Annotated in this window: 18 protein-coding genes; 5 read left to right on the top strand and 13 right to left on the bottom strand. The window is 60.5% G+C overall.

Annotated features, from left to right (window positions below; all coding sequences use genetic code 11):
* Positions 1 to 13: 13 nt before the first annotated feature.
* From E0L16_RS06460 to tctD, 4 genes are all read right to left on the bottom strand, one after another.
* Positions 14 to 1213 (bottom strand): nicotinamide mononucleotide deamidase-related protein YfaY, encoded by a 1200-nt coding sequence (locus E0L16_RS06460; protein WP_131636554.1) that lies wholly within the window; start codon positions 1211 to 1213, stop codon positions 14 to 16.
* A gap of 94 nt (positions 1214 to 1307) precedes the next feature.
* On the bottom strand, positions 1308 to 1847 hold the full coding sequence (locus E0L16_RS06455) for a YfaZ family outer membrane protein (protein ID WP_063450369.1): 540 nt from the start codon (positions 1845 to 1847) through the stop codon (positions 1308 to 1310).
* Between the two features lie 129 nt (positions 1848 to 1976).
* Complete coding sequence (locus E0L16_RS06450) at positions 1977 to 3386, bottom strand: sensor histidine kinase (protein WP_131636553.1); 1410 nt, start codon at positions 3384 to 3386, stop codon at positions 1977 to 1979.
* Entirely contained in the window at positions 3373 to 4047 is a 675-nt protein-coding gene (gene tctD, locus E0L16_RS06445) for a transcriptional regulator TctD (protein ID WP_017693014.1), read from the bottom strand. The genes E0L16_RS06450 and tctD overlap by 14 nt, the downstream gene beginning before the upstream one ends.
* A 152-nt stretch (positions 4048 to 4199) precedes the next feature.
* Between tctD and E0L16_RS06440 the strand changes: the two genes are divergently transcribed.
* From E0L16_RS06440 to E0L16_RS06430, 3 genes are read left to right on the top strand one after another with little or no spacing between them, the layout of a single operon-like run.
* Positions 4200 to 5180 carry a Bug family tripartite tricarboxylate transporter substrate binding protein gene (locus E0L16_RS06440; protein ID WP_131636552.1) on the top strand — a complete coding sequence of 327 codons (981 nt, stop codon included), beginning with the start codon at positions 4200 to 4202 and terminating at the stop codon, positions 5178 to 5180.
* A gap of 11 nt (positions 5181 to 5191) precedes the next feature.
* Entirely contained in the window at positions 5192 to 5623 is a 432-nt protein-coding gene (locus E0L16_RS06435; RefSeq protein ID WP_063450373.1) for a tripartite tricarboxylate transporter TctB family protein, read from the top strand.
* 11 nt (positions 5624 to 5634) lie between these two features.
* A complete protein-coding gene (locus E0L16_RS06430; RefSeq protein WP_063450374.1) occupies positions 5635 to 7149 on the top strand; it encodes a tripartite tricarboxylate transporter permease in 1515 nt (504 codons plus the stop codon).
* Here E0L16_RS06430 and menE read toward each other — a convergent pair whose 3' ends face one another.
* From menE to E0L16_RS06390, 8 genes are all read right to left on the bottom strand, one after another.
* Positions 7150 to 8511, bottom strand: coding sequence for an o-succinylbenzoate--CoA ligase (gene menE / locus E0L16_RS06425; RefSeq protein ID WP_131636551.1), 1362 nt, complete (start codon positions 8509 to 8511; stop codon positions 7150 to 7152).
* Positions 8508 to 9473, bottom strand: a complete 966-nt coding sequence (gene menC, locus E0L16_RS06420) for an o-succinylbenzoate synthase (protein WP_131636550.1) — start codon at positions 9471 to 9473, stop codon at positions 8508 to 8510. Before menC ends, menE begins: the two co-directional genes overlap by 4 nt.
* On the bottom strand, positions 9473 to 10330 hold the full coding sequence (gene menB, locus E0L16_RS06415) for a 1,4-dihydroxy-2-naphthoyl-CoA synthase (protein WP_013098093.1): 858 nt from the start codon (positions 10328 to 10330) through the stop codon (positions 9473 to 9475). The genes menC and menB overlap by 1 nt, the downstream gene beginning before the upstream one ends.
* Positions 10327 to 11103, bottom strand: a complete 777-nt coding sequence (gene menH / locus E0L16_RS06410; RefSeq protein WP_131636549.1) for a 2-succinyl-6-hydroxy-2,4-cyclohexadiene-1-carboxylate synthase — start codon at positions 11101 to 11103, stop codon at positions 10327 to 10329. Before menH ends, menB begins: the two co-directional genes overlap by 4 nt.
* Positions 11100 to 12770 (bottom strand): 2-succinyl-5-enolpyruvyl-6-hydroxy-3-cyclohexene-1-carboxylic-acid synthase, encoded by a 1671-nt coding sequence (menD, locus tag E0L16_RS06405; RefSeq protein WP_131636548.1) that lies wholly within the window; start codon positions 12768 to 12770, stop codon positions 11100 to 11102. The genes menH and menD overlap by 4 nt, the downstream gene beginning before the upstream one ends.
* Before the next feature lie 88 nt (positions 12771 to 12858).
* Complete coding sequence (gene menF, locus E0L16_RS06400; protein ID WP_131636547.1) at positions 12859 to 14154, bottom strand: isochorismate synthase MenF; 1296 nt, start codon at positions 14152 to 14154, stop codon at positions 12859 to 12861.
* A gap of 86 nt (positions 14155 to 14240) precedes the next feature.
* Positions 14241 to 14546, bottom strand: a complete 306-nt coding sequence (gene elaB / locus E0L16_RS06395) for a stress response protein ElaB (protein ID WP_063450380.1) — start codon at positions 14544 to 14546, stop codon at positions 14241 to 14243.
* Positions 14547 to 14596: 50 nt separating this feature from the next.
* On the bottom strand, positions 14597 to 15061 hold the full coding sequence (locus tag E0L16_RS06390) for a GNAT family N-acetyltransferase (protein WP_131636546.1): 465 nt from the start codon (positions 15059 to 15061) through the stop codon (positions 14597 to 14599).
* A gap of 71 nt (positions 15062 to 15132) precedes the next feature.
* Here E0L16_RS06390 and rbn point away from each other — a divergent pair, with 71 nt between their 5' ends.
* Positions 15133 to 16050, top strand: a complete 918-nt coding sequence (gene rbn / locus E0L16_RS06385; RefSeq protein ID WP_131636545.1) for a ribonuclease BN — start codon at positions 15133 to 15135, stop codon at positions 16048 to 16050.
* Between the two features lie 64 nt (positions 16051 to 16114).
* On the top strand, positions 16115 to 17119 hold the full coding sequence (locus tag E0L16_RS06380) for a chemotaxis protein (RefSeq protein ID WP_063868203.1): 1005 nt from the start codon (positions 16115 to 16117) through the stop codon (positions 17117 to 17119).
* Between the two features lie 99 nt (positions 17120 to 17218).
* Here E0L16_RS06380 and nuoN read toward each other — a convergent pair whose 3' ends face one another.
* Positions 17219 to 18676, bottom strand: a complete 1458-nt coding sequence (gene nuoN / locus E0L16_RS06375; protein WP_131636544.1) for an NADH-quinone oxidoreductase subunit NuoN — start codon at positions 18674 to 18676, stop codon at positions 17219 to 17221.
* Between the last annotated feature and the right edge of the window lies 1 nt (position 18677).

The raw sequence follows: 18677 nt of genomic DNA, 5'->3' as shown, positions 1-18677 counted from the left end.
CCCCGGCAGATTCTCACTCCACGAACAGCGACTCGACGACGTTGATCCAGCCGTGCTCGCTGGCGACCTCTTTGCCGTTCAGCCAGCGGCGCAGCATGTTCAGGGCCATCATCGCGCACACCTCCTGACGCACGGCCAGACTGTGGCGGGTAATACTCATCTTCACCCGCAGGGCGTGCGTTCCTTCCGGGGTTGCCAGGGCGAAGTTGAGATGCTCCTCATCCAGCCCGCCAACGAACAGCGCCAGCCCCGCGAAATGCTTCACTCTGCGCTCGGACGCCCAGCGCGCGGTCTGCGCGAGTGTCTCCTGCTGGAACGGCACCACTTCGCTGGCCAGCAGCGGCGCACCCGCCCGGGTCAGCTGGAGCGCCAGCAGCCCGCCGGTAAACTGCTCGCTTAGCGTCACGCTCAGCTGACGAGACTGCAAATGGCGGGCGATCTGCGCCGGCAGCCCTTCCGTGCCTTCGAAAATCAGGCTTTCCCCGGCGACGCGCTGCACTTCGGGCCACAGCGCCAGCATGGCGGCTTTCTCAGACGCCGGTCCGGTCATCTTCAGTTCAATAATCGGCATGGAGGAGCGATAGCCCATCGACACGCCGGGAGGCAATTGCAGATGATCGAGGCTCTGGGCCAGATCGCTCTCCGAGCGGCCAAACGTGGTCAGACGCAGGCACAGCGGCGGTTCCGGCAGGGTAAAACGGTCGCGCAGGCGCGGCAGGATCTGCTGCTCGACCATCACCTTAAATTCCGACGGCACGCCCGGGGTGAAGAACATCAGGCAGCGGTTCAGCTGAACGGCAAACCCGCAGGCGGTGCCGACCGGGTTATCAATCAGCTCCGCGCTGGCGGGGATCTCGGCCTGCTTGCGGTTGCTGGGGGCCATCACGCGGCCACGATCGGAGAAGAAACGCTCCATCTGCGTCAGCCACGCGTCGTGGAGAACCAGACCTTCGCCTTTGGCGGTGGCGGCAGCCAGCGCGCTGAGATCGTCGCTGGTCGGTCCGAGCCCGCCGTTCACAATCAGTACGTCGCAGCGTTCGCTGCGCTCGCGCAGAACGTTGACCAGCGACTCAAGATTGTCACCCACGGTGTTGCGGCGCGTTAACGGTAATCCTTGCTCAAAGAAGAGATCGGCGAGCCAGGCGGCATTGGTATCAATGATTTGCCCATGCAGCACTTCGTCGCCAGTGGATAACATTTCCACGTTTATCATTGTGTTCTCCCATTTCAATGGTCAAAACACTATAGCGCAATCGAAGACCGGAGGAAGAGAGAAACTGGCGCGACAGAACGCCGCGCCGAGAGGATCAGAAACCTGCGCTAACGCCAACGTACGGGCCGTCTGCCAGGGCGTTGTCGCGGTTGCCGTCTTTACCGGCCAGGTTCAGATAGCGATAGCCCGCTTCGATGGTGATCGGACGCATGATGGTCCAGCGCGCGCCGGCGTTAGCTTCCTGATAGCTGTCGATACCGCTGGAGAGGGAATCCGGAGAGTAGTAGTACTCACCGAACAGGCCAAAGCTGTCGCCAATTTTCCACTGCAAGCCGCCGCCCACTGCCGCCGCGTAACCTTCGTCACCGTCGTTCGGGTTGGTGTAGATCCCTTTACCGCCGACGGTCGCCAGGAACGGGCCGAGAGGAACGTTGAAGCCGAGACCCAGGCTTGCCGCATCGCCGTCGTCGTCGTTATGCGTCCAGCCGCCGGTCATTGCCAGGCCTGCGCTGTCCGTGCCAAGACCGAAGCCCAGGTGGGTATAGTCCTCGCCCGCCGAGCCGTTGAAGGAAATAGCGTTGGCCGCCGCCGATACACACATCAGGCCTAAGCCCATTAATGCCACTTTTTTCATTGTCGTGATCCCGCACAATTTATTCAGAGATGTCCAAAAACCGCGAGATTTTAACCTGACTTTCAGGGGGATCAATGGACTCTGCGTGCGTCGGGCAATTAGTTTGTAACGATTTGATAATATCGACATTTACATCATCAACAAAAAGCGCATTTTCACGCACAGCCCGCCCAGATTTTCACTGGGCATCAGCTGGAGATGGCTGCGGTGCAGGCGGGCAATATCGTTGGCCAGCGCCAGACCAATGCCGGACCCGGCGGCATCGCCCACGTTATCCAGCCGATGAAACGGCAGCATGGCCTGGGAGATCTGATCTTCGGCAATCCCCGGTCCACTGTCCTCCACGCTCAGCTCAACGGCATCGTTATCCGTGCGCAGGTACACCGTGACGATGCCCTGCTCCGGCGTGTATTTGATCGCGTTCTCCAGCAGGTTGGCGCAAAGTTCGCCCAGCAGCACGTCATCTCCCTCAATCATTACCGGCTGCTGTACGCCGTCATAACCGAGGTCAATAGCCTTGCTGCGCGCCTGCGCCAGCCGGGAAAAGCCGCTGTTTTGCACCACCTGAACCAGATCGACAGGGGCAAACTGTCGCTCACCCTGCTCTTTTCGCTTCACCGCCGAAAGCTGTAACAGCCTTTCGGTCAGCACGATGGTGTTATCCAGCGTCACGTTCATTGCCCGTAAACTTTCCTGCCACAGCGCCGGATCGTTACGCGTCAGGGCAACGGACACCTGGGTTTTCAGCACCGCCAGCGGCGTTTTGAGCTGGTGCGAGGCATCGGCATTGAAGCGCGCCTGCCGCGAAAGTACGCCGCGCAACCTGTCGATATAGCGGTTAAATGCCACAATCAGCAGCCGCGTTTCCGACCAGGGCAACAGCTCCGGCAGCGGGGCCAGCAGCCCTGGCTCGCGGCGCACCATCAGCGAGGAGAGCTGGCGCATCGGGCGCAGCACGCGGCGAAGCAGCCAGGCGGTTAAAATCAGCGTCAGCAGCACCAGTAGCCCCTGCGACACGAGCGAGGAAAACAGCAGCTGAGTGGCGAGATAGCGCCGCGACTGCAAGGTTTCGGCAACGTATATCTCCGCCATGCCGAACACGCTGTCTTCGTTAACCGGCTGGAGCAGCTTCGCCACGCGGATCGCCTGCCCGCGATACTCGGTATGATAAAACCAGGCCAGCGCAGGATAGTGGGTGGTGCGCGACGTGGAGGGTGGCATTTTCGGCAGATCGTCATAGCCGGAGATCGTCCGCCCGTCAGGATCAACAACCTTGTAATAGAGGCGATCGTTCATGTTCAGCTCAAAGCTGTCGAGCACCACCCAGGGCACGTTCACCTGGAGCTTGCCGTTGTGCACCACCAGCCGCTCTGACACCGTGCGCGCCGAGGATAACAGCGTGCGGTCATAGGCCTGCGTTGCCGCCTGTAGCGTGCTAACGTAGCTGTTAAAAGCCGACAGCCCCCATAACAGCAGCAGCGGCAACCCCAGAAAGAGCAAAAGTTGCAGGTAAAGCGACTGCGGCTTAACCCACTTCATCGCCGCACTCCAGCACGTAGCCCAGCCCACGGAGCGTGGTGATCCGCACGCCGCTGCCGGTCAGCTTCTTGCGCAGGCGGTGAATATAGAGATCGATGCTCTCGGGGCTAACGTCGTCGTTCAGGCTGAACACTTGGTCGAAGAGTTGCTGTCGGGAAACGGGACGGGTCCGGCGGTGCATCAGCACCTTCAGCAGAGAGAGTTCGCGCGGCGTGAGGGAAAGGGGTTCATCGCGCAGCAGAAAAAAGCCTTCATCATCGTACTCCAGCTCTCCCAGCCGCTGGCGCTCCTGGGTTCGCCCTTCACTGCGGCGCAGCAGCGCGCGCAGGCGGGCATCGAGTTCTTCCAGCTCGAACGGCTTCGGCAGATAGTCATCCGCCCCGGCATTCAGCCCTTTAACCCTGTCCGCCACGTTGCTGCGGGCGGTAAGAAACAGCACGGGAAGCGTCTGCCCGCGCTTTCTCAGGCGATGCACCACCTCCAGCCCGTCGAAGCCGGGCATGCCGATATCAAGAATGGCGACGGCATAGTTTTCCCCCTGCAAAAGGTGGTCGGCCGCCCGCCCGTCGTTGACGCAATCCACGGCAAATCCGTTCTGTACCAGCGCTTTCTCCAGCCAGTGAGCCAGCTCACGATTATCTTCCGCCAGTAAGAGACGCATATCACATCCTGTAAAGTTGGTGTCGCAGTGAAAGGGAAATGAAAGGTTATTGTTTTAACAATCACGCAACGGAACCGCTACAAGGTGGTTCACATAATCAGAAAAAAGACACCCGTACCCGTACTCCCGGTTCTCCGGCGTGAGGATAAACGATGAAAAAACAATTACTTTCTGCTGTTGCTGCAAGCGTATTGCTGTTGAGTGCCTCTGTCGTCCGGGCGCAGGAGGCGCCGTCCCGCACCGAATGTATCGCCCCGGCCAAACCCGGCGGCGGCTTCGACCTGACCTGCAAGCTGATTCAGGTCAGCCTGCTGGAGACGAAGGCCATCGAAAAACCGATGCGTGTCACCTACATGCCCGGCGGCGTAGGCGCGGTAGCCTATAACGCCATTGTTGCGCAGCGCCCTGCCGAACCCGGTACCGTCGTGGCCTTCTCCGGCGGCTCGCTGCTGAACCTGTCGCAGGGGAAATTTGGTCGTTATGACGTGGATGATGTGCGCTGGCTCGCCACCGTGGGCACCGATTACGGGATGATCGCCGTTCGCGCCGACTCTCCCTGGAAGTCCCTGAAAGATCTGCTGACCGCCATGGAAAAAGATCCGAACAGCGTGGTGATTGGCGCGGGCGCGTCTATCGGTAGCCAGGACTGGATGAAAGCCGCGCTGCTCGCGCAGCAGGCCAAAGTGGATCCGCACAAGATGCGCTACGTGGCCTTTGAAGGCGGCGGCGAGCCGGTGACGGCGCTGATGGGCAATCACGTGCAGGCGGTTTCGGGCGATCTCAGCGAAATGGTGCCCTACCTGAGCGGAGATAAGATCCGCGTGCTGGCGGTCTTCTCGGAAAACCGTCTGCCGGGCCAGCTGGCAGACGTCCCAACCGCCAAAGAGCAGGGTTATAACCTGGTCTGGCCGATCATCCGCGGCTTCTTTGTCGGGCCAAAAGTGACCGACGCCGAGTACCAGTGGTGGGTGGATACCTTCACAAAACTCCAGCAAACCGACGAGTTCAAAAAACAGCGCGATCTGCGCGGACTGTTTGAATTCAACCTGAACGGCAAGCAGCTGGACGAGTACGTGAAAAAACAGGTGAATGACTACCGCGAACAGGCGAAAGCCTTTGGCCTGGCGAAATAACCGGAGGCGCTATGAGCGATCGCATTTTTGCCGGGATATGGCTGCTGCTCTGCATTGGCGGGCTGTTCGTCGCCTGGCAGATCCACAGCGAATACAGCTATGAACCCGTAGGGCCACGCCCCTTCCCCGTCGGCATTGTCGGCCTGATGCTGCTCTGCTCGGTGGCGCTACTGCTGCGCCATCCGGACACCGTAGAGTGGCCGCCACGCCGCACCCTGCAACGTCTGCTGGTGATGGTGATTGTCCTGCTGATGTATGCGTGGGGCTTTGAGTGGCTCGGCTTCCCGATTGCCACTGCCCTGCTGACGATGGTGATTGGCATGCTGTTTAACGCCTCGCTGCCCGCGGCGGGGATCTCCGGGGTCGTACTGGGCATTTTGCTCTGGTACGCCTTCGACCGCCTGCTGGACGTGACGCTGCCGCTCGGCGCATGGTTTAACTAACGGAGCACGCTATGGATACCTGGATCTATCTCTCTCAGGGGTTCGCGGTAGCGATGACCCCGGAAAACCTGGTGATCGCCCTGATCGGCTGCTTCGTCGGGACCATCGTCGGCCTGCTGCCGGGCCTTGGCCCGATCAACGGCGTGGCGATTTTACTGCCGCTGGCCTTTGCCCTGCACCTGCCTGCGGAGTCGGCGCTGATCCTGCTGGCGACGGTGTACATCGGCTGCGAGTACGGCGGGCGAATTTCGTCGATACTGCTTAACGTGCCCGGCGATGCCGCCGCCATTATGACCGCGCTGGACGGCTACCCGATGGCGCAGCAGGGACGCGGCGGCGTGGCACTCTCAATTTCCGCCGTCAGCTCGTTCTTTGGCTCCCTGATCGCCATTGGCGGCATCATTTTGTTCGCGCCGGCGCTGGCCCAGTGGTCGCTGGCGTTTGGTCCTGCCGAGTATTTCGCGCTGATGGTATTCGCCATTGCCTGCCTCGGCAGCATGATGGCGCAAAACCCGCTGAAGTCGTTTTTATCTGCGCTGATTGGCCTGGGGTTAGCCACCGTCGGCGTGGATGCCAACACCGGGGTTTACCGCTTTACCTTCGACAGCGTTCACCTCTCCGACGGCGTGCAGTTTATCGTCGTGGTGATTGGTCTGTTCTCCGTCTCAGAAATCTTGCTGATGCTGGAGCATACCAGCAGCGGGCAGACACTGGTGCGTAAAACCGGACGTATGCTGTTCAATGCCAAAGAGGGGGCGCAGTGCGTGGGTGCCACCCTGCGGTCGTCGGTGATCGGTTTCTTTGTCGGCATTTTGCCAGGCGCCGGGGCAACCATCGCCAGCGCCATCACCTACATGACCGAGAAGAAGCTGAGCGGTAACAGCGACGGTTTCGGCAAAGGCGATATTCGCGGCGTGGCGGCGCCGGAGGCGGCCAATAACGCTTCGGCCTGTGGTTCGTTCATCCCGATGCTGACCCTCGGCGTGCCGGGTTCGGGCACCACGGCGGTGATGATGGGCGCGCTTACGCTCTATAACATCACCCCGGGGCCGGCGATGTTCACCGAGCAGCCGGATATCGTCTGGGGCCTGATTGCGGCGCTGCTGATCGCCAACGTGATGCTGCTGGTGATGAACATCCCGCTGATCGGCCTGTTTACGCGCATGCTGACCATTCCCCTGTGGTTCCTGGTTCCTGCCATCGCCGCCGTCTCTGCGGTTGGGGTGTACGCGGTGCACAGCACCACCTTCGACCTGGTATTGATGGTGCTGCTGGGGATCCTGGGCTACATCTTGCGCAAGATGCACTTCCCGATGTCGCCGCTGATTTTAGGATTTGTGTTGGGGGAAATGCTGGAGCAGAACCTGCGCCGCGCGCTCTCCATCAGCAACGGCAACATGGCGATCCTGTGGGAGAGCAACGTGACGAAGATCCTGCTGGCAATGGCGATTATGGTGATTGTCGTGCCGCCGGTGCTGCGCTGGGTCCGTCGACGCCAGCACAAACCGCAGCCGGATATCGGCTGATTAGCCCCTAAACAGGGCATTGACCCACTGCCTTAACGCCTGGCGGGAGATTTTAATCCCGCCATTTTTCAGTTCTGACGGCAGCGCCAGCCAGTGCACCGGCTGCTCAAAGCGCGCCAGCCTGCCCTGAACCCACTCTGGCAACAGCGTGATATCCGTGCCCGGCGCACATTCCACTACCGCCACCGGTCGCTGTCCGTACTCGGCATCGTCCAGCGGAACGACAAACGCCTGGCTTACCTGCGGATGCGTAACGATGACGCGTTCCAGCGCTTCCGGCTGGATCCCTTCTCCGCCGCTGAAAAAGAGATTGTCCATGCGGCCCAGAACGGCCAGGCGGCCGTTATGCCACTCACCGCGATCGCGGGTGGCAAACCAGCCCTGCTCGTTGACCAGCGGCAGTAACGCGCCGTCCCGCCAGTAGCCCGCCGCCATGCTTTCTGCCCGGATCCAGATTTCACCGTTCACCACCTGCACCTCTCTGCCCGGCAGCGCGCGGCCCACGTCCGGCGCGCCGTCGGCCTCTTTGGCGCAGACGGTGGAGGCGAACTCGGTCAGGCCATAGCCGCAGTAGGTGCGAATACCCTGCTCGCGCGCCTGTTCCGTCAGCTCAACGGGGATTTCCGCCCCCCCGAGCAGCACGGCCTTCAGCGCGACGGGATGGTGTGAATTGACCAGCCGCCACAGCTGCGTCGGCACCAGCGAGGCGTGGGTGCAGCCCTGGAGCGCCTGCTCCAGGGGCTGTTTTTCGCGCACGGTGAGGCGGCCTCCGCCCTGCAACCAGCGCCACAGAATCCCCTGACCGGAGACGTGAAACAGCGGCAGGGACAGCAGCCAGTCGTCATCACCGCCGTAAGGCATCAGGGACAGCACGCCTCGTGCGCTGGCAAGGTGGGCAGCACAGGTGTGCACCGCCGCTTTTGGCAGGCCGGTGGAGCCGGAGGTGAGCGTCATTGAGGCCAGACGTTCAGCCCGCCACGCCACGCTGGCAAGCTCCTCGCCCTCTCTCAACGCCAGCGCGGGCAGACCGTCATACTCACCGTTAAGCACCAGCGCAAAGCGCAGCGTCATCTGCGGCAGGAGAACGTCCAGCAGCGGGCGGGGAAGCTGAGGGTTTACCGGCAAAATGCGGGCGCCGCACTGAAGCAGGGCAAGCCAGGCCAGCAGCGTGCGCGGATGGTTGTGGGCGAGGAGCATGACGCCGTCGCCCTCCCTGACACCCTGAGCCTGAAAACCGGCGGCAAGACGATCGATGCGCTCGCACAGCTGAGACCAGCTGTGCGTGACATCGTCTAAACGCAGCGCGGGTTTATCACCACTCCGGGCGCGCCAGTGCCGCCACGGCCAGTCGTTAAAGCTCATCGCAACGGCTCCAGCGCCCCGACGTCAAGGCACGGTAAGGTGCTGTCCGGCCACGGGCGAAGCAGCTGCGCCTGCATCAGGCTCAGCGTATCAAGGCCGGGTACAGTCTCTGGCGTTAACCAGGCGGCAATGCGCGCCAGCTGCGTCAGCCCGAGGCTCGATTCTATGGACGAGCTGATCACCGCCATCATCCCCAGCGCATGGGCCGCTGCAACCTGCTCGCGCACCTTGTCGAGGCTGCCGGTCAGCGTTGGCTTAATCACCACGGCGCTGACGCCCGGTTCGGCGGCAAACGTGAAATCGGCTTCGCGCAGGCTCTCATCCCAGGCGATAGCAATGCCGGTTTCCCGGGCAAAGGCGCGGGAATCGTCGCGCGTTTTGCACGGCTCTTCGAGAAACGCGATGCGGCTGCGGTACGCCGGGTTGACGTACTTCGCAAACTGCTGTGCCTTCAGCGGCGTCCAGGCGCGGTTGGCGTCCAGGCGCAGGTGTAGATCGGGAATGGCTTCCAGCAGCAGGTTGACGACCATCCCGTCGCGCACCGCTTCGTACAGGCCAACCTTAATTTTCGCCACCTTCTCGCCCGGCATCGCGGAGAGCAGCGCGAAGAGTTCATCCGGATCGCCGGTACAGAGCGGCGCGGCGCGATAGTTCGCCGCGTCCGGCAAACTGCCGTCCAGCTCGGCCAGCGCACAGCTGATGCCGAACGCGGCGGAAGGAACGTCCGGCAGTGCCGGAGCCACTCCCTCGCGCCATTGGTGCGTCCAGGCCATCAGCGCCGCCTGCGCCTCGTCCAGCGTTTCCAGGCTAAAGCCCGGAAGCGGGGCGATTTCGCCCCACCCTTCCCGCTCGCCCTGCCGGAGGTGCACAAAAAGTCCGTCACGGGTTTTTAACCGCCGTTCACGCAGCACCACGCCCGCGTCCATCGGTATCTGCCAGCGGTAAACCTGCGCGCGACGCATTACGGGTTCCGTTTGTATTTGCTGAAGTCTGGCTGGCGTTTTTCGTTGAACGCGTTGCGCCCTTCCTGACCCTCTTCGGTCATGTAGAACAGCATGGTGGCGTTACCCGCCAGCTCCTGAAGGCCCGCCTGACCGTCACAGTCCGCGTTCAGGGCCGCCTTCAGGCAGCGCAGCGCCATTGGGCTGTTTTGCAGCATTTCGCGACACCAGCGCACGGTCTCTTTTTCGAGATCGGCGATCGGCACCACGGTGTTAACCAGGCCCATATCCAGCGCTTCCTGTGCGTTGTACTGACGGCACAGGAACCAGATTTCGCGGGCTTTTTTCTGGCCGACGATGCGCGCCATGTAGGAGGCGCCCCAGCCGCCGTCGAAAGAGCCCACTTTCGGGCCGGTCTGGCCGAAGATGGCATTTTCCGCCGCGATAGTCAGGTCACACATCATGTGCAGCACGTGACCGCCACCGATGGAATACCCTGCCACCATCGCCACGACCGGTTTCGGACAGGTGCGGATCTGGCGCTGGAAATCCAGCACGTTCAGGTGGTGCGTGCCCGCATCATCCTGGTATCCGCCGTAGTCGCCACGCACTTTCTGATCGCCGCCGGAGCAGAAGGCTTTCTCGCCTTCACCGGTCAGAACGATAACGCCGATATTGTCGTCGTAGCGGGCATCCGCCAGCGCCTGGATCATCTCTTTGACGGTCAGTGGACGAAACGCGTTGCGCACCTGCGGACGGTTGATGGTGATTTTGGCGATACCGTCGGCGGATTTGTGGTAACGAATGTCGGTGTAGCCTTCGGAGCAGTCCTGCCATTCAACCGGCGCGTAGAGCATGTTTTCATCAGGATAGATCATAGCGTGTCCTTTGTTCGATGACGCAGTATCTGAGCCAGACTCGCGGCAACCGCATCCGGGTTCTCCCGGTGGGCGTTGTGTCCGGCATGGGGGATAGCATGGCGCGTGGCGTTGAGTTCAGCGGCAAGGGCTTTGAACTTCTCATCACGTTCGCCATAGAGAAAGTAAAAAGGAAAATCACGCGCGGTGAGCGCGGGACGTAAATCAGGCTGAACGGCAAGCGAGGTGGCTTCCAGCATATCAGCCAGCCTCGGGCCGTTGTTCCGGCTGCGCAGCGCGATCAGCGCCTTGCGCTGTTCCTCCGTAAGGGAGGCAAAGACCGGCTGTTGATACCAGTCTGTAAAGACAGCTTCCAGCGGCTCGCTGCGAAAACGTGACGCCCAGCGTCGGTCAGCGATCAGCCGCGCCTGACGCGCATCGGTATCTTGCAGGCCAGGGTGTCCACCCTCCACAATCACCCCGTCTAACCCCGCCGGATGCTGGCAGGCATGAAACATCGCAATGCGGCCGCCGAGGGAGTACCCCACCAGCCAGTAGTTTAGTATGTTGTAACTAATAACAGTATGTATGAGCAGCTCGCTCATCTCTGCAAACCCCGCCACGCCCGTCTCCGCTGAACCACCGTGTCCGGGCAGGTCAAGGTAGAGCCGGGGATAGTCATCCAGCGACGCCCCAACGGTCTGCCACTCGTGACAGTCGCCGGAAAAGCCGTGCAGGAAAACCAGCCAGGGGTAGCCTGGTTTTCCGCGCTGAGTGACGCCTGTGAGGATCACAGGTGGCTCACCTGCGCCAGCAGATGTTGCAGCTTCTGCGCGCCGTCCGAATCGTTAACCACCAGCTCAATCAGCGTTGCGCCAGGCTGTCGCCAGGCGGCGTTCAGCGCCGTTTCCAGCGCGTCCCAGCTTTCCGGGCGATGGTACTTAAGGCTGAACATGGCGGCGGCGTGTTCGAACTGCACGTTTTGCGGCATCAGATAGAAGCGCTCACGTTCGCTTTGCGGCGTCGGCAGCAGGGAGAAAATCTGCCCGCCGTTGTTGTTAACGACAATCAACACGAAAGGAGCCGACGCCTGACGCAGGAGCGCCAGCGCGTTGAGATCGTAGAGGGCTGAGAGATCGCCCACTATCGCCAGCGTGGATTTCGCGCTGGCCCGCTGTACGCCCGCCGCGGTGGAGATCAGACCATCAATGCCGCTCGCCCCCCGGTTGCTGTACACCGGGTAACCTGCGGGCAGCTTCGAGAAGGCGTCAATCAGGCGCACCACCAGGCTATTGCCGACAAAAAGTTGCCCCTGCTCGGGAAGGTATTTGCGGATACGGTGCGCCAGACCGGCTTCACTGAACGCCTCGCACTGCGCTTTGGTGAGCTCCCACGCCTGACGCGAAAGTTCGGGGATCTCAACCGCCCAGGGCTTGCGTTTTTCTGCCGGATGAAGCTCTAGCCAGCGCTCAACGTCGCTGACCAGCCTGCGACCGCGGTGGTGCGCCGGGTCAAGGCGTCCTTCGAGCGGATCCACCAGCCAGTACTCTTCCGGCGTGCAGGTGGCCTGCCACTGGAGCAGGCGCTTGCCCGTCAGGCTCGATCCCAGCTGGACGACAATCTGCGCCTGCGCAAGCTCGGTGACCGCCTTCGCGTTCCCCAGCCAGAGGTCCGCGCAGGGCAGCGGCTGGCCCGTCTGGGAAAGCACGTCGCCAATCAGCGGCCAGCCAAGCGTGTTTGCCCACTCCGCCGCCAGCCTGCCTTCCGCCGCGCTCATCCGCCCGGCAATGACCACGCCGCGCTTCTGACGCCAGAAGAACCAGTCGCGCTGTTTCGCGCTTTCCAGATGCGTCTGCTCGCGCAGCCACGGTTTTTCGCTTTCCCACCAGTCGCCGAGCTGCTGCTGCCAGGCGAGGCCGGTATCGTTCATTTCGCCGTACAGCGGCTCGGCAAACGGGCAGTTGATGTGCAGCCCGCCGCTGCGCAGCGCGTTCATGGCGTGGTCGAGAGTGGAGACCAGCCAGCTGGCAGGAATATCCTGCGTGGGGCGCGGCAGCGAAACCGTCCGTGACGGATGCGAGGCAAACATGCCGGGCTGACGAATCGCCTGGTTAGCGCCGCAGTCAATAAGTTCAGGGGGACGATCGGCGGTGAGTAAAATCAGCTTTTCGCCGGTTAACCCCGCTTCAATCAGCGCCGGATAGAGGTTCGCCACCGCCGTGCCGGAGGTGACTATCACCGCCACGGGCGCTTTGCTGACTTTCGCCAGGCCGAGCGCCAGATGACCGAGTCCACGCTCGTCAAAATGGGTGTGATGAATAAAAGCCCGGTTTTCCGCCGCAGCAAGGGTGAGCGGCGTGGAGCGAGAGCCCGGGGCAATACACACGTGCCTGACGCCATGCCGGGTCAGGGCTTCAAGGATCACCGTCGCCCAGCGTCGGTTAAAAGAACTTACTGACATGAGATTGTCCAGTATCAAGAATGCGACACAGTATAAATAATAGAAAAAGTCAGAATTTTGATATGAATCGGGATTGCACGAATCAGTATTAATCCTTCAGGAGAAGGGAACGCAGCCCGGCGGCTTTGTTTTCGATCTCCTGCCACTCCTGTTCCGGATCAGAGCCGCTGACGATGCCCGCCCCTGCATAAAGACGCAGCGCGGCGTCGTGAACGCGGGCGGAGCGTAATGCCACGCAGAATTCACTTTGATCGACCGACAAATAGCCTGCCGATCCGGCGTACCACTCCCGGTCAAACGGCTCCACTTTCTCAATAAATTCTCGCGCCGCCTGACGCGGCAGCCCGGCCACCGCCGCCGTCGGTTGCAGAATATGCAAACACTGCTCGTCGTCAGCGTGTTTGAGTTCGGTCCAGATACAGCGGCGTAAATGCTGCACCTTGCGCAGACGCAGCACCTGCGCAGGCAGGATCTCCAGCGTCCGGGTCTGGTGCTGAAGACGCTGACAGATATCTTCCACCACCAGCATATTTTCCCGCTGATTTTTGTCGTCGTTCATCAGCCAGTCCCCCAGACGCTGGGCCTGCTTATCGTCAGAATGGCTGGCAACGGTGCCTGCCAGCGCTTCGGTGCGCAGCAGCGTGCCGCGTCGCCGCCACAGGCGCTCGGGGGTCGAGCCAAGAAACGCGTTGTCGGCATCGAAGACCATGCAAAAATGGTAGCAGTTGAGGTTCAGCGCGCGGCTGGCGGCCATCAGCGCAATGGCGTCTACGGGCTGCCGGCACTGCACATCGGTGGCGCGTGCGAGCACCACTTTCTCGACGTCGCCGCGAGCAATGGTATCCGTTGCCTGACGGATCAGCGCCAGCCATTCCGGTTTTTCTGGATGATGGGTTTCCTGCTCAATCTGAACGGACAACGGGCGGATCGGCGCGGCGTCGCGCAGGTTATCGACAAAATTCAATGCCAAACGGGCATCTTCGCGCAGCGAGGTTTCGCTCCACAGTTGCAGGCGCAGCGTGGCGACCCCGGCAGACCGTCGCCAGAGAAGACGCGGTAAAAACAGCGTGCCCTGCGCCGGGTTGAAGGCGTTCAGGCCGCAGATACGGGTGTCATTTGCCACGGCATGGGTGTGCAGGAACCGGGAAGCCGAGGCCAGAGAATCAAAATGGGCGAGGCTTCCGAGCGCGGCAAGTTCTTCATCACCGCTGCGCTGTTGCCAGTAAAACTGGGGATAGCACCGCTGTACGCCCAGCCAGGCCAGGGGATCGAAGGCATCGTTTAACGGGAAAGAGACGTCGAAATGACGGAAACCGGGTGTATCAGGCAACGCTTGCGCAAGCTGAGTGCGCAGGCTTTGCAGCGCGAGGAAAATCGAGTGCACGCGAACCTCTCCCTGTTAAAACCTTATATTATACGGGGTACTGACAATAAATAGCAGTACCCACGTGTAGGGAGGGGTTTAGCGGCTTAACGGCGGGCTAACAGCAGACCCAGCACCAGCCCTACGGCCGCACCGACGCCAATACCCTGCCATGGTTTTTCATGCACATAATCGTCGGCACGATACACCGCCTGTTTGGCGCGGTAGTAGTAGTTGTCGGACGCGTTACTGACGCGGTTTTTAACGTCATGCAGCGCCTGCTCGGCGCGGGCTTTGAGCTCAATGTACTTCTGATCGGCAGGATCGCCTGACGAGCGCAGCACTTCTTCCAGCGTTTCGCTTAGCAGCGTCAGGTCGTCGTCTGCTCGGGTTTCCCAGGATTGAAATGACATATTTTTCTCCATGTTAGTACACCAGTCCGATAACTATAGACAACGTCTCGCTATTGCGCCTGTTTCGCTTCGCGCGCCATGCCGACATGGGGGATGCCATCTTCGTCATAAACCCCGGTGACCGCGCTAAAGCCAAAATGGGCATAGAAAGATTGCAAATGCGCCTGTGCGCCCAGGTATAACGCCTTGTCTGGCCACTGTTTTTGGCATGCTTCCAGCGTCTTTTCCATCAGCTGATAGCCCAGCTTTTCACCGCGCGCGCTGCCGCTGACGATGACGCGGCCAATGACGACAGGGTCAAAATCGTCGTCGCTTTTCAGAATCCTCGCATACGCCACCAGCTCGTTATTCCGCCAGCCGAGGATGTGCCGGTTCTCGCCGATTAAGTCATCGCCGTCGATATCCTGATACGGGCAGGTTTGTTCAACCACGAAGACTTCACAGCGCAGCTTGAGCAGGGCGTAGAGTGACTGCACGGTCAGTTCGCTGTGGTGTAGATCTTGCCACTGGATCATGTGTTTCTCCTTCCTGGGGTTCATCACGTTATACTAAACCTCTTCCCATTGGGCAAAGGGCTGATTGCGTTATGGAACTGATTTTTCTGGGTACGTCCGCCGGCGTGCCAACCCGCTCACGAAACGTGACGGCAATTCTGCTGGATCTTAAGCATCCTACCCGGGGTGGGCTATGGCTGTTTGACTGCGGTGAGGGCACGCAGCACCAGCTGCTGCACACCTCATATCACCCAGGGAAAGTGGATAAAATATTTATTACGCATCTGCACGGCGATCATCTTTTCGGCCTGCCGGGCCTGCTGTGCAGCCGTTCAATGGCGGGTAACGCCAACCCGCTGACAATTTATGGCCCAGCGGGCATTCAGGAATTTGTTGAAACCACGCTGCGCCTGAGCGGCTCGTGGACCGACTATCCGCTGGAGGTGATTGAGATAGCCGAAGGCCAGGTGTTCGACGACGGTGATTATCGGGTGCACGCTTACCCGCTTAACCATCCGGTGGAATGCTACGGCTATCGCATTGAGGAGCACGATAAGCCCGGCGCGCTGAACGCCGCCGCGTTGCGGGCCGATGGCGTCATGCCCGGCCCGCTGTTCCAGCGCCTTAAGCTTGGTGAAACCGTCACGCTGGACGACGGGCGCGTCATTAACGGTCAGGATTACCTCGCGCCGCCGCAGCCGGGCAAAAAACTGGCTATTTTTGGTGATACCGCCCCCTGCCCTTCGGCGCTTCGGCTTGCCGGGGGCGTGGACGTGATGGTGCACGAGGCGACGCTGGAAGCGGCGATGGAAGAGAAAGCCAACAGCCGGGGGCACAGCTCAACGCGTCAGGCGGCGCGGCTGGCGCGTGAGGCTGGCGTTGGGAAACTGATTGTCACGCACGTCAGTTCACGCTATGACGTCCGCGGCTGTGAAAGCCTGCTGGCAGAGTGTCGGGAGGTGTTTCCCGCCTGCGAGCTGGCGGAAGATTTCGCTCAGGTCAGCGTTTAGTCCTTTATTTTTCCCTCAGGATGCCGATAACGATTAAAAGGCCAGCATTTCTCTTGAGGGTAGAATGGATAATTTCCAGAAAGATATTGATGACAGGGCGAATCTCACCCTGTCCAACCGTTTTGAACTGTTGCTGTTCCGTCTTGGCACCTCTCTTAACGAAAATAAATCCGAGCTGTTCGGCATCAACGTGTTCAAATTGCGCGAAATTGTGCCGATGCCGACCTTCACCAAACCGGCGGGCATGAAGTCGCCGCTGATGGGGATGGTAAACATTCGCGACCAGGTGATCCCGGTGATCGATCTGGCCGCCGTCGCTGGCTGCAAGCCAACCACCGGGCTGAACATTCTGCTGATCACCGAATATGCCCGCAGCGTGCAGGCCTTCGCCGTGGAATCGGTGGAGAACATCATGCGTCTTGACTGGAAGCAGGTGCACGCCGCCGAAACCGCCGTCAGCGGTCGCTATATCACCAGCATTGCCTGCCTGGATGACAAGACCGACACCAACGATCTGGCGATGGTGCTGGACGTGGAACAGATCCTGTATGACATCACCCCGGCGAATCACGATCTGCACGCCACCCATCTGGAAACCACCAAATTCAACATCAAGCCAGGCTCCGTCGCGATTGTTGCAGAAGACTCGAAGGTGGCGCGTTCGATGCTGGAGAAGGGTTTGCAGGCGATGGAGATCCCGGCTCAGCTGCATATCACCGGCAAAGACGCATGGGAGAAAATCACCCAGCTGGCCGCGCAGGCGCAGGCTGAGGGTGTCCCCGTCACCGACAAGATCGCTCTGGTATTAACCGACCTCGAAATGCCGGAGATGGATGGCTTTACGCTGACGCGCAAAATCAAAACCGACCCGATTCTGAAAGATATTCCGGTGGTGATCCACTCGTCCCTTTCCGGCAACGCCAACGAAGATCATATTCGCAAAGTGAAGGCGGACGGCTATGTGGCGAAGTTTGAGCTGAACGAGCTGTCGTCGGTGATTGAGGAAGTGCTGGAGCGGTCGATGAAGAAAATTGACGGGCCGTTAATTAGCCGGAAGCAGCTGGCTTAGTCGGGTGGCGCTACGCTTACCCGACCTACAAAACCCGCAGGCCCTGCAAGCGTAGCGCCGCTGGACAATAAAAAACCCGCCGAGGCGGGTTTTTTGTTTTTACATCAGCGGCATCGCGCGCTGAACAATCTCAATCAGCGGCTGCGGATAGATACCGAAGATCAGCACCAGCAGCGCGGAGATGAGCACCACAATCCCGCCGGCGCTGTACTGCCAGTTGGATGGCGCATCGCGGTTAAGCTGCTGAGGCGCGCTCAGGTACAGGCTCACCGCTACGCGCAGGTAGTAATAGAGACCAATCGCGGAGCCGATAACGACACCGGCAGTCAGCCACCACAGACCCGCCTGCACACCGACGGCCAGCACGTAGAACTTACCGATAAAGCCCAGCGTCATCGGGATACCCGCCAGCGAGAGCATCATCACGGTCATTACCGCCGACAGAATCGGACGGTGCCAGAACAGGCCACGGTAGGAGAACAGGGAATCTGCATCCGGTCCACGGTACGGGCTGGACATCAGGCTCACCACGCCGAAGGCGCCGAGGCTGCTGAACAGGTAACCGGCCAGATATACACCCACGGTTTCCATCGACATCTCACCGCTTTGCAGCGCAATCAGCGCCACCAGCAGGTAGCCCAGATGGGAGATAGAGGAGTAGCCCAGCAGACGCTTGATGTTGGTCTGGCTCAGCGCCATCAGGTTACCGAAGATGATGGACACGAACGCGATAATGCCCAGCACCACGCGAACCGCTTCGCTGTCACCCACCGGCGCGTACAGGAACAGACGCATAACCACGCCGAAGATAGCGATTTTACTCGCCGTCGCCAGGAAGGTAGAGACCGGTGCAGGCGCACCCTGGTATACGTCTGGCGTCCACAGGTGGAACGGCACCAGAGAAAGCTTGAAACCAAGGCCAACAATCATCATGCCCAGACCCGCCAGCAGCAGCGGCTCGTGCATCATGCCGTCGTCCAGGCTCTTGCCGAGCGCCATGAACGAGAGGTTGCCCGTCTGCGCGTACAGCAGCGCAATACCGAACAGCAGGAACGACGACGCGGCAGCAGACAGAATGGTGTACTTGATTGCCGCTTCCAGCGAGCGTTTCTGGCGGAAGGCGTAACCAATCAGGCCGAACAGCGGCAGTGAGATCAGCTCAATACCGAGGAACAGCGCGGCCATGTGGTTCGCGTTCGCCAGCAGAATGCCGCCCAGCGCGGCAATCAGTACCAGCAGGTAAAACTCTTCTTTGTTGTCGTTGTAACCTTCCAGCCACGGGTAGGCAAAGGTACAGGTTGCCAGGCTCGCCAGCAGCACCAGACCGGTGTAGAGCATGGCGTAGCCGTCAACGCGCATCAGCGGCGTGACGTCCATCGCGCCCGCCTGGCCAACAAACCAGAGGGAGACTAACGCAGCGTTCAGACCCAGAACGGACAGGGTCGCATTCAGGAAGTGATTGCGTCGCCACGCAATGGAGAGCATCACAACCACCACCGTCAATCCGACGATCAGCAGCGGTAGCAGCGCGATCAGTTGTTGTGGAGTTATTGTCATG

This window comes from Enterobacter quasihormaechei (genome assembly GCF_004331385.1).
Classification (GTDB): domain Bacteria; phylum Pseudomonadota; class Gammaproteobacteria; order Enterobacterales; family Enterobacteriaceae; genus Enterobacter; species Enterobacter quasihormaechei.
This window is presented reverse-complemented; position numbering and strand designations above follow the sequence as displayed.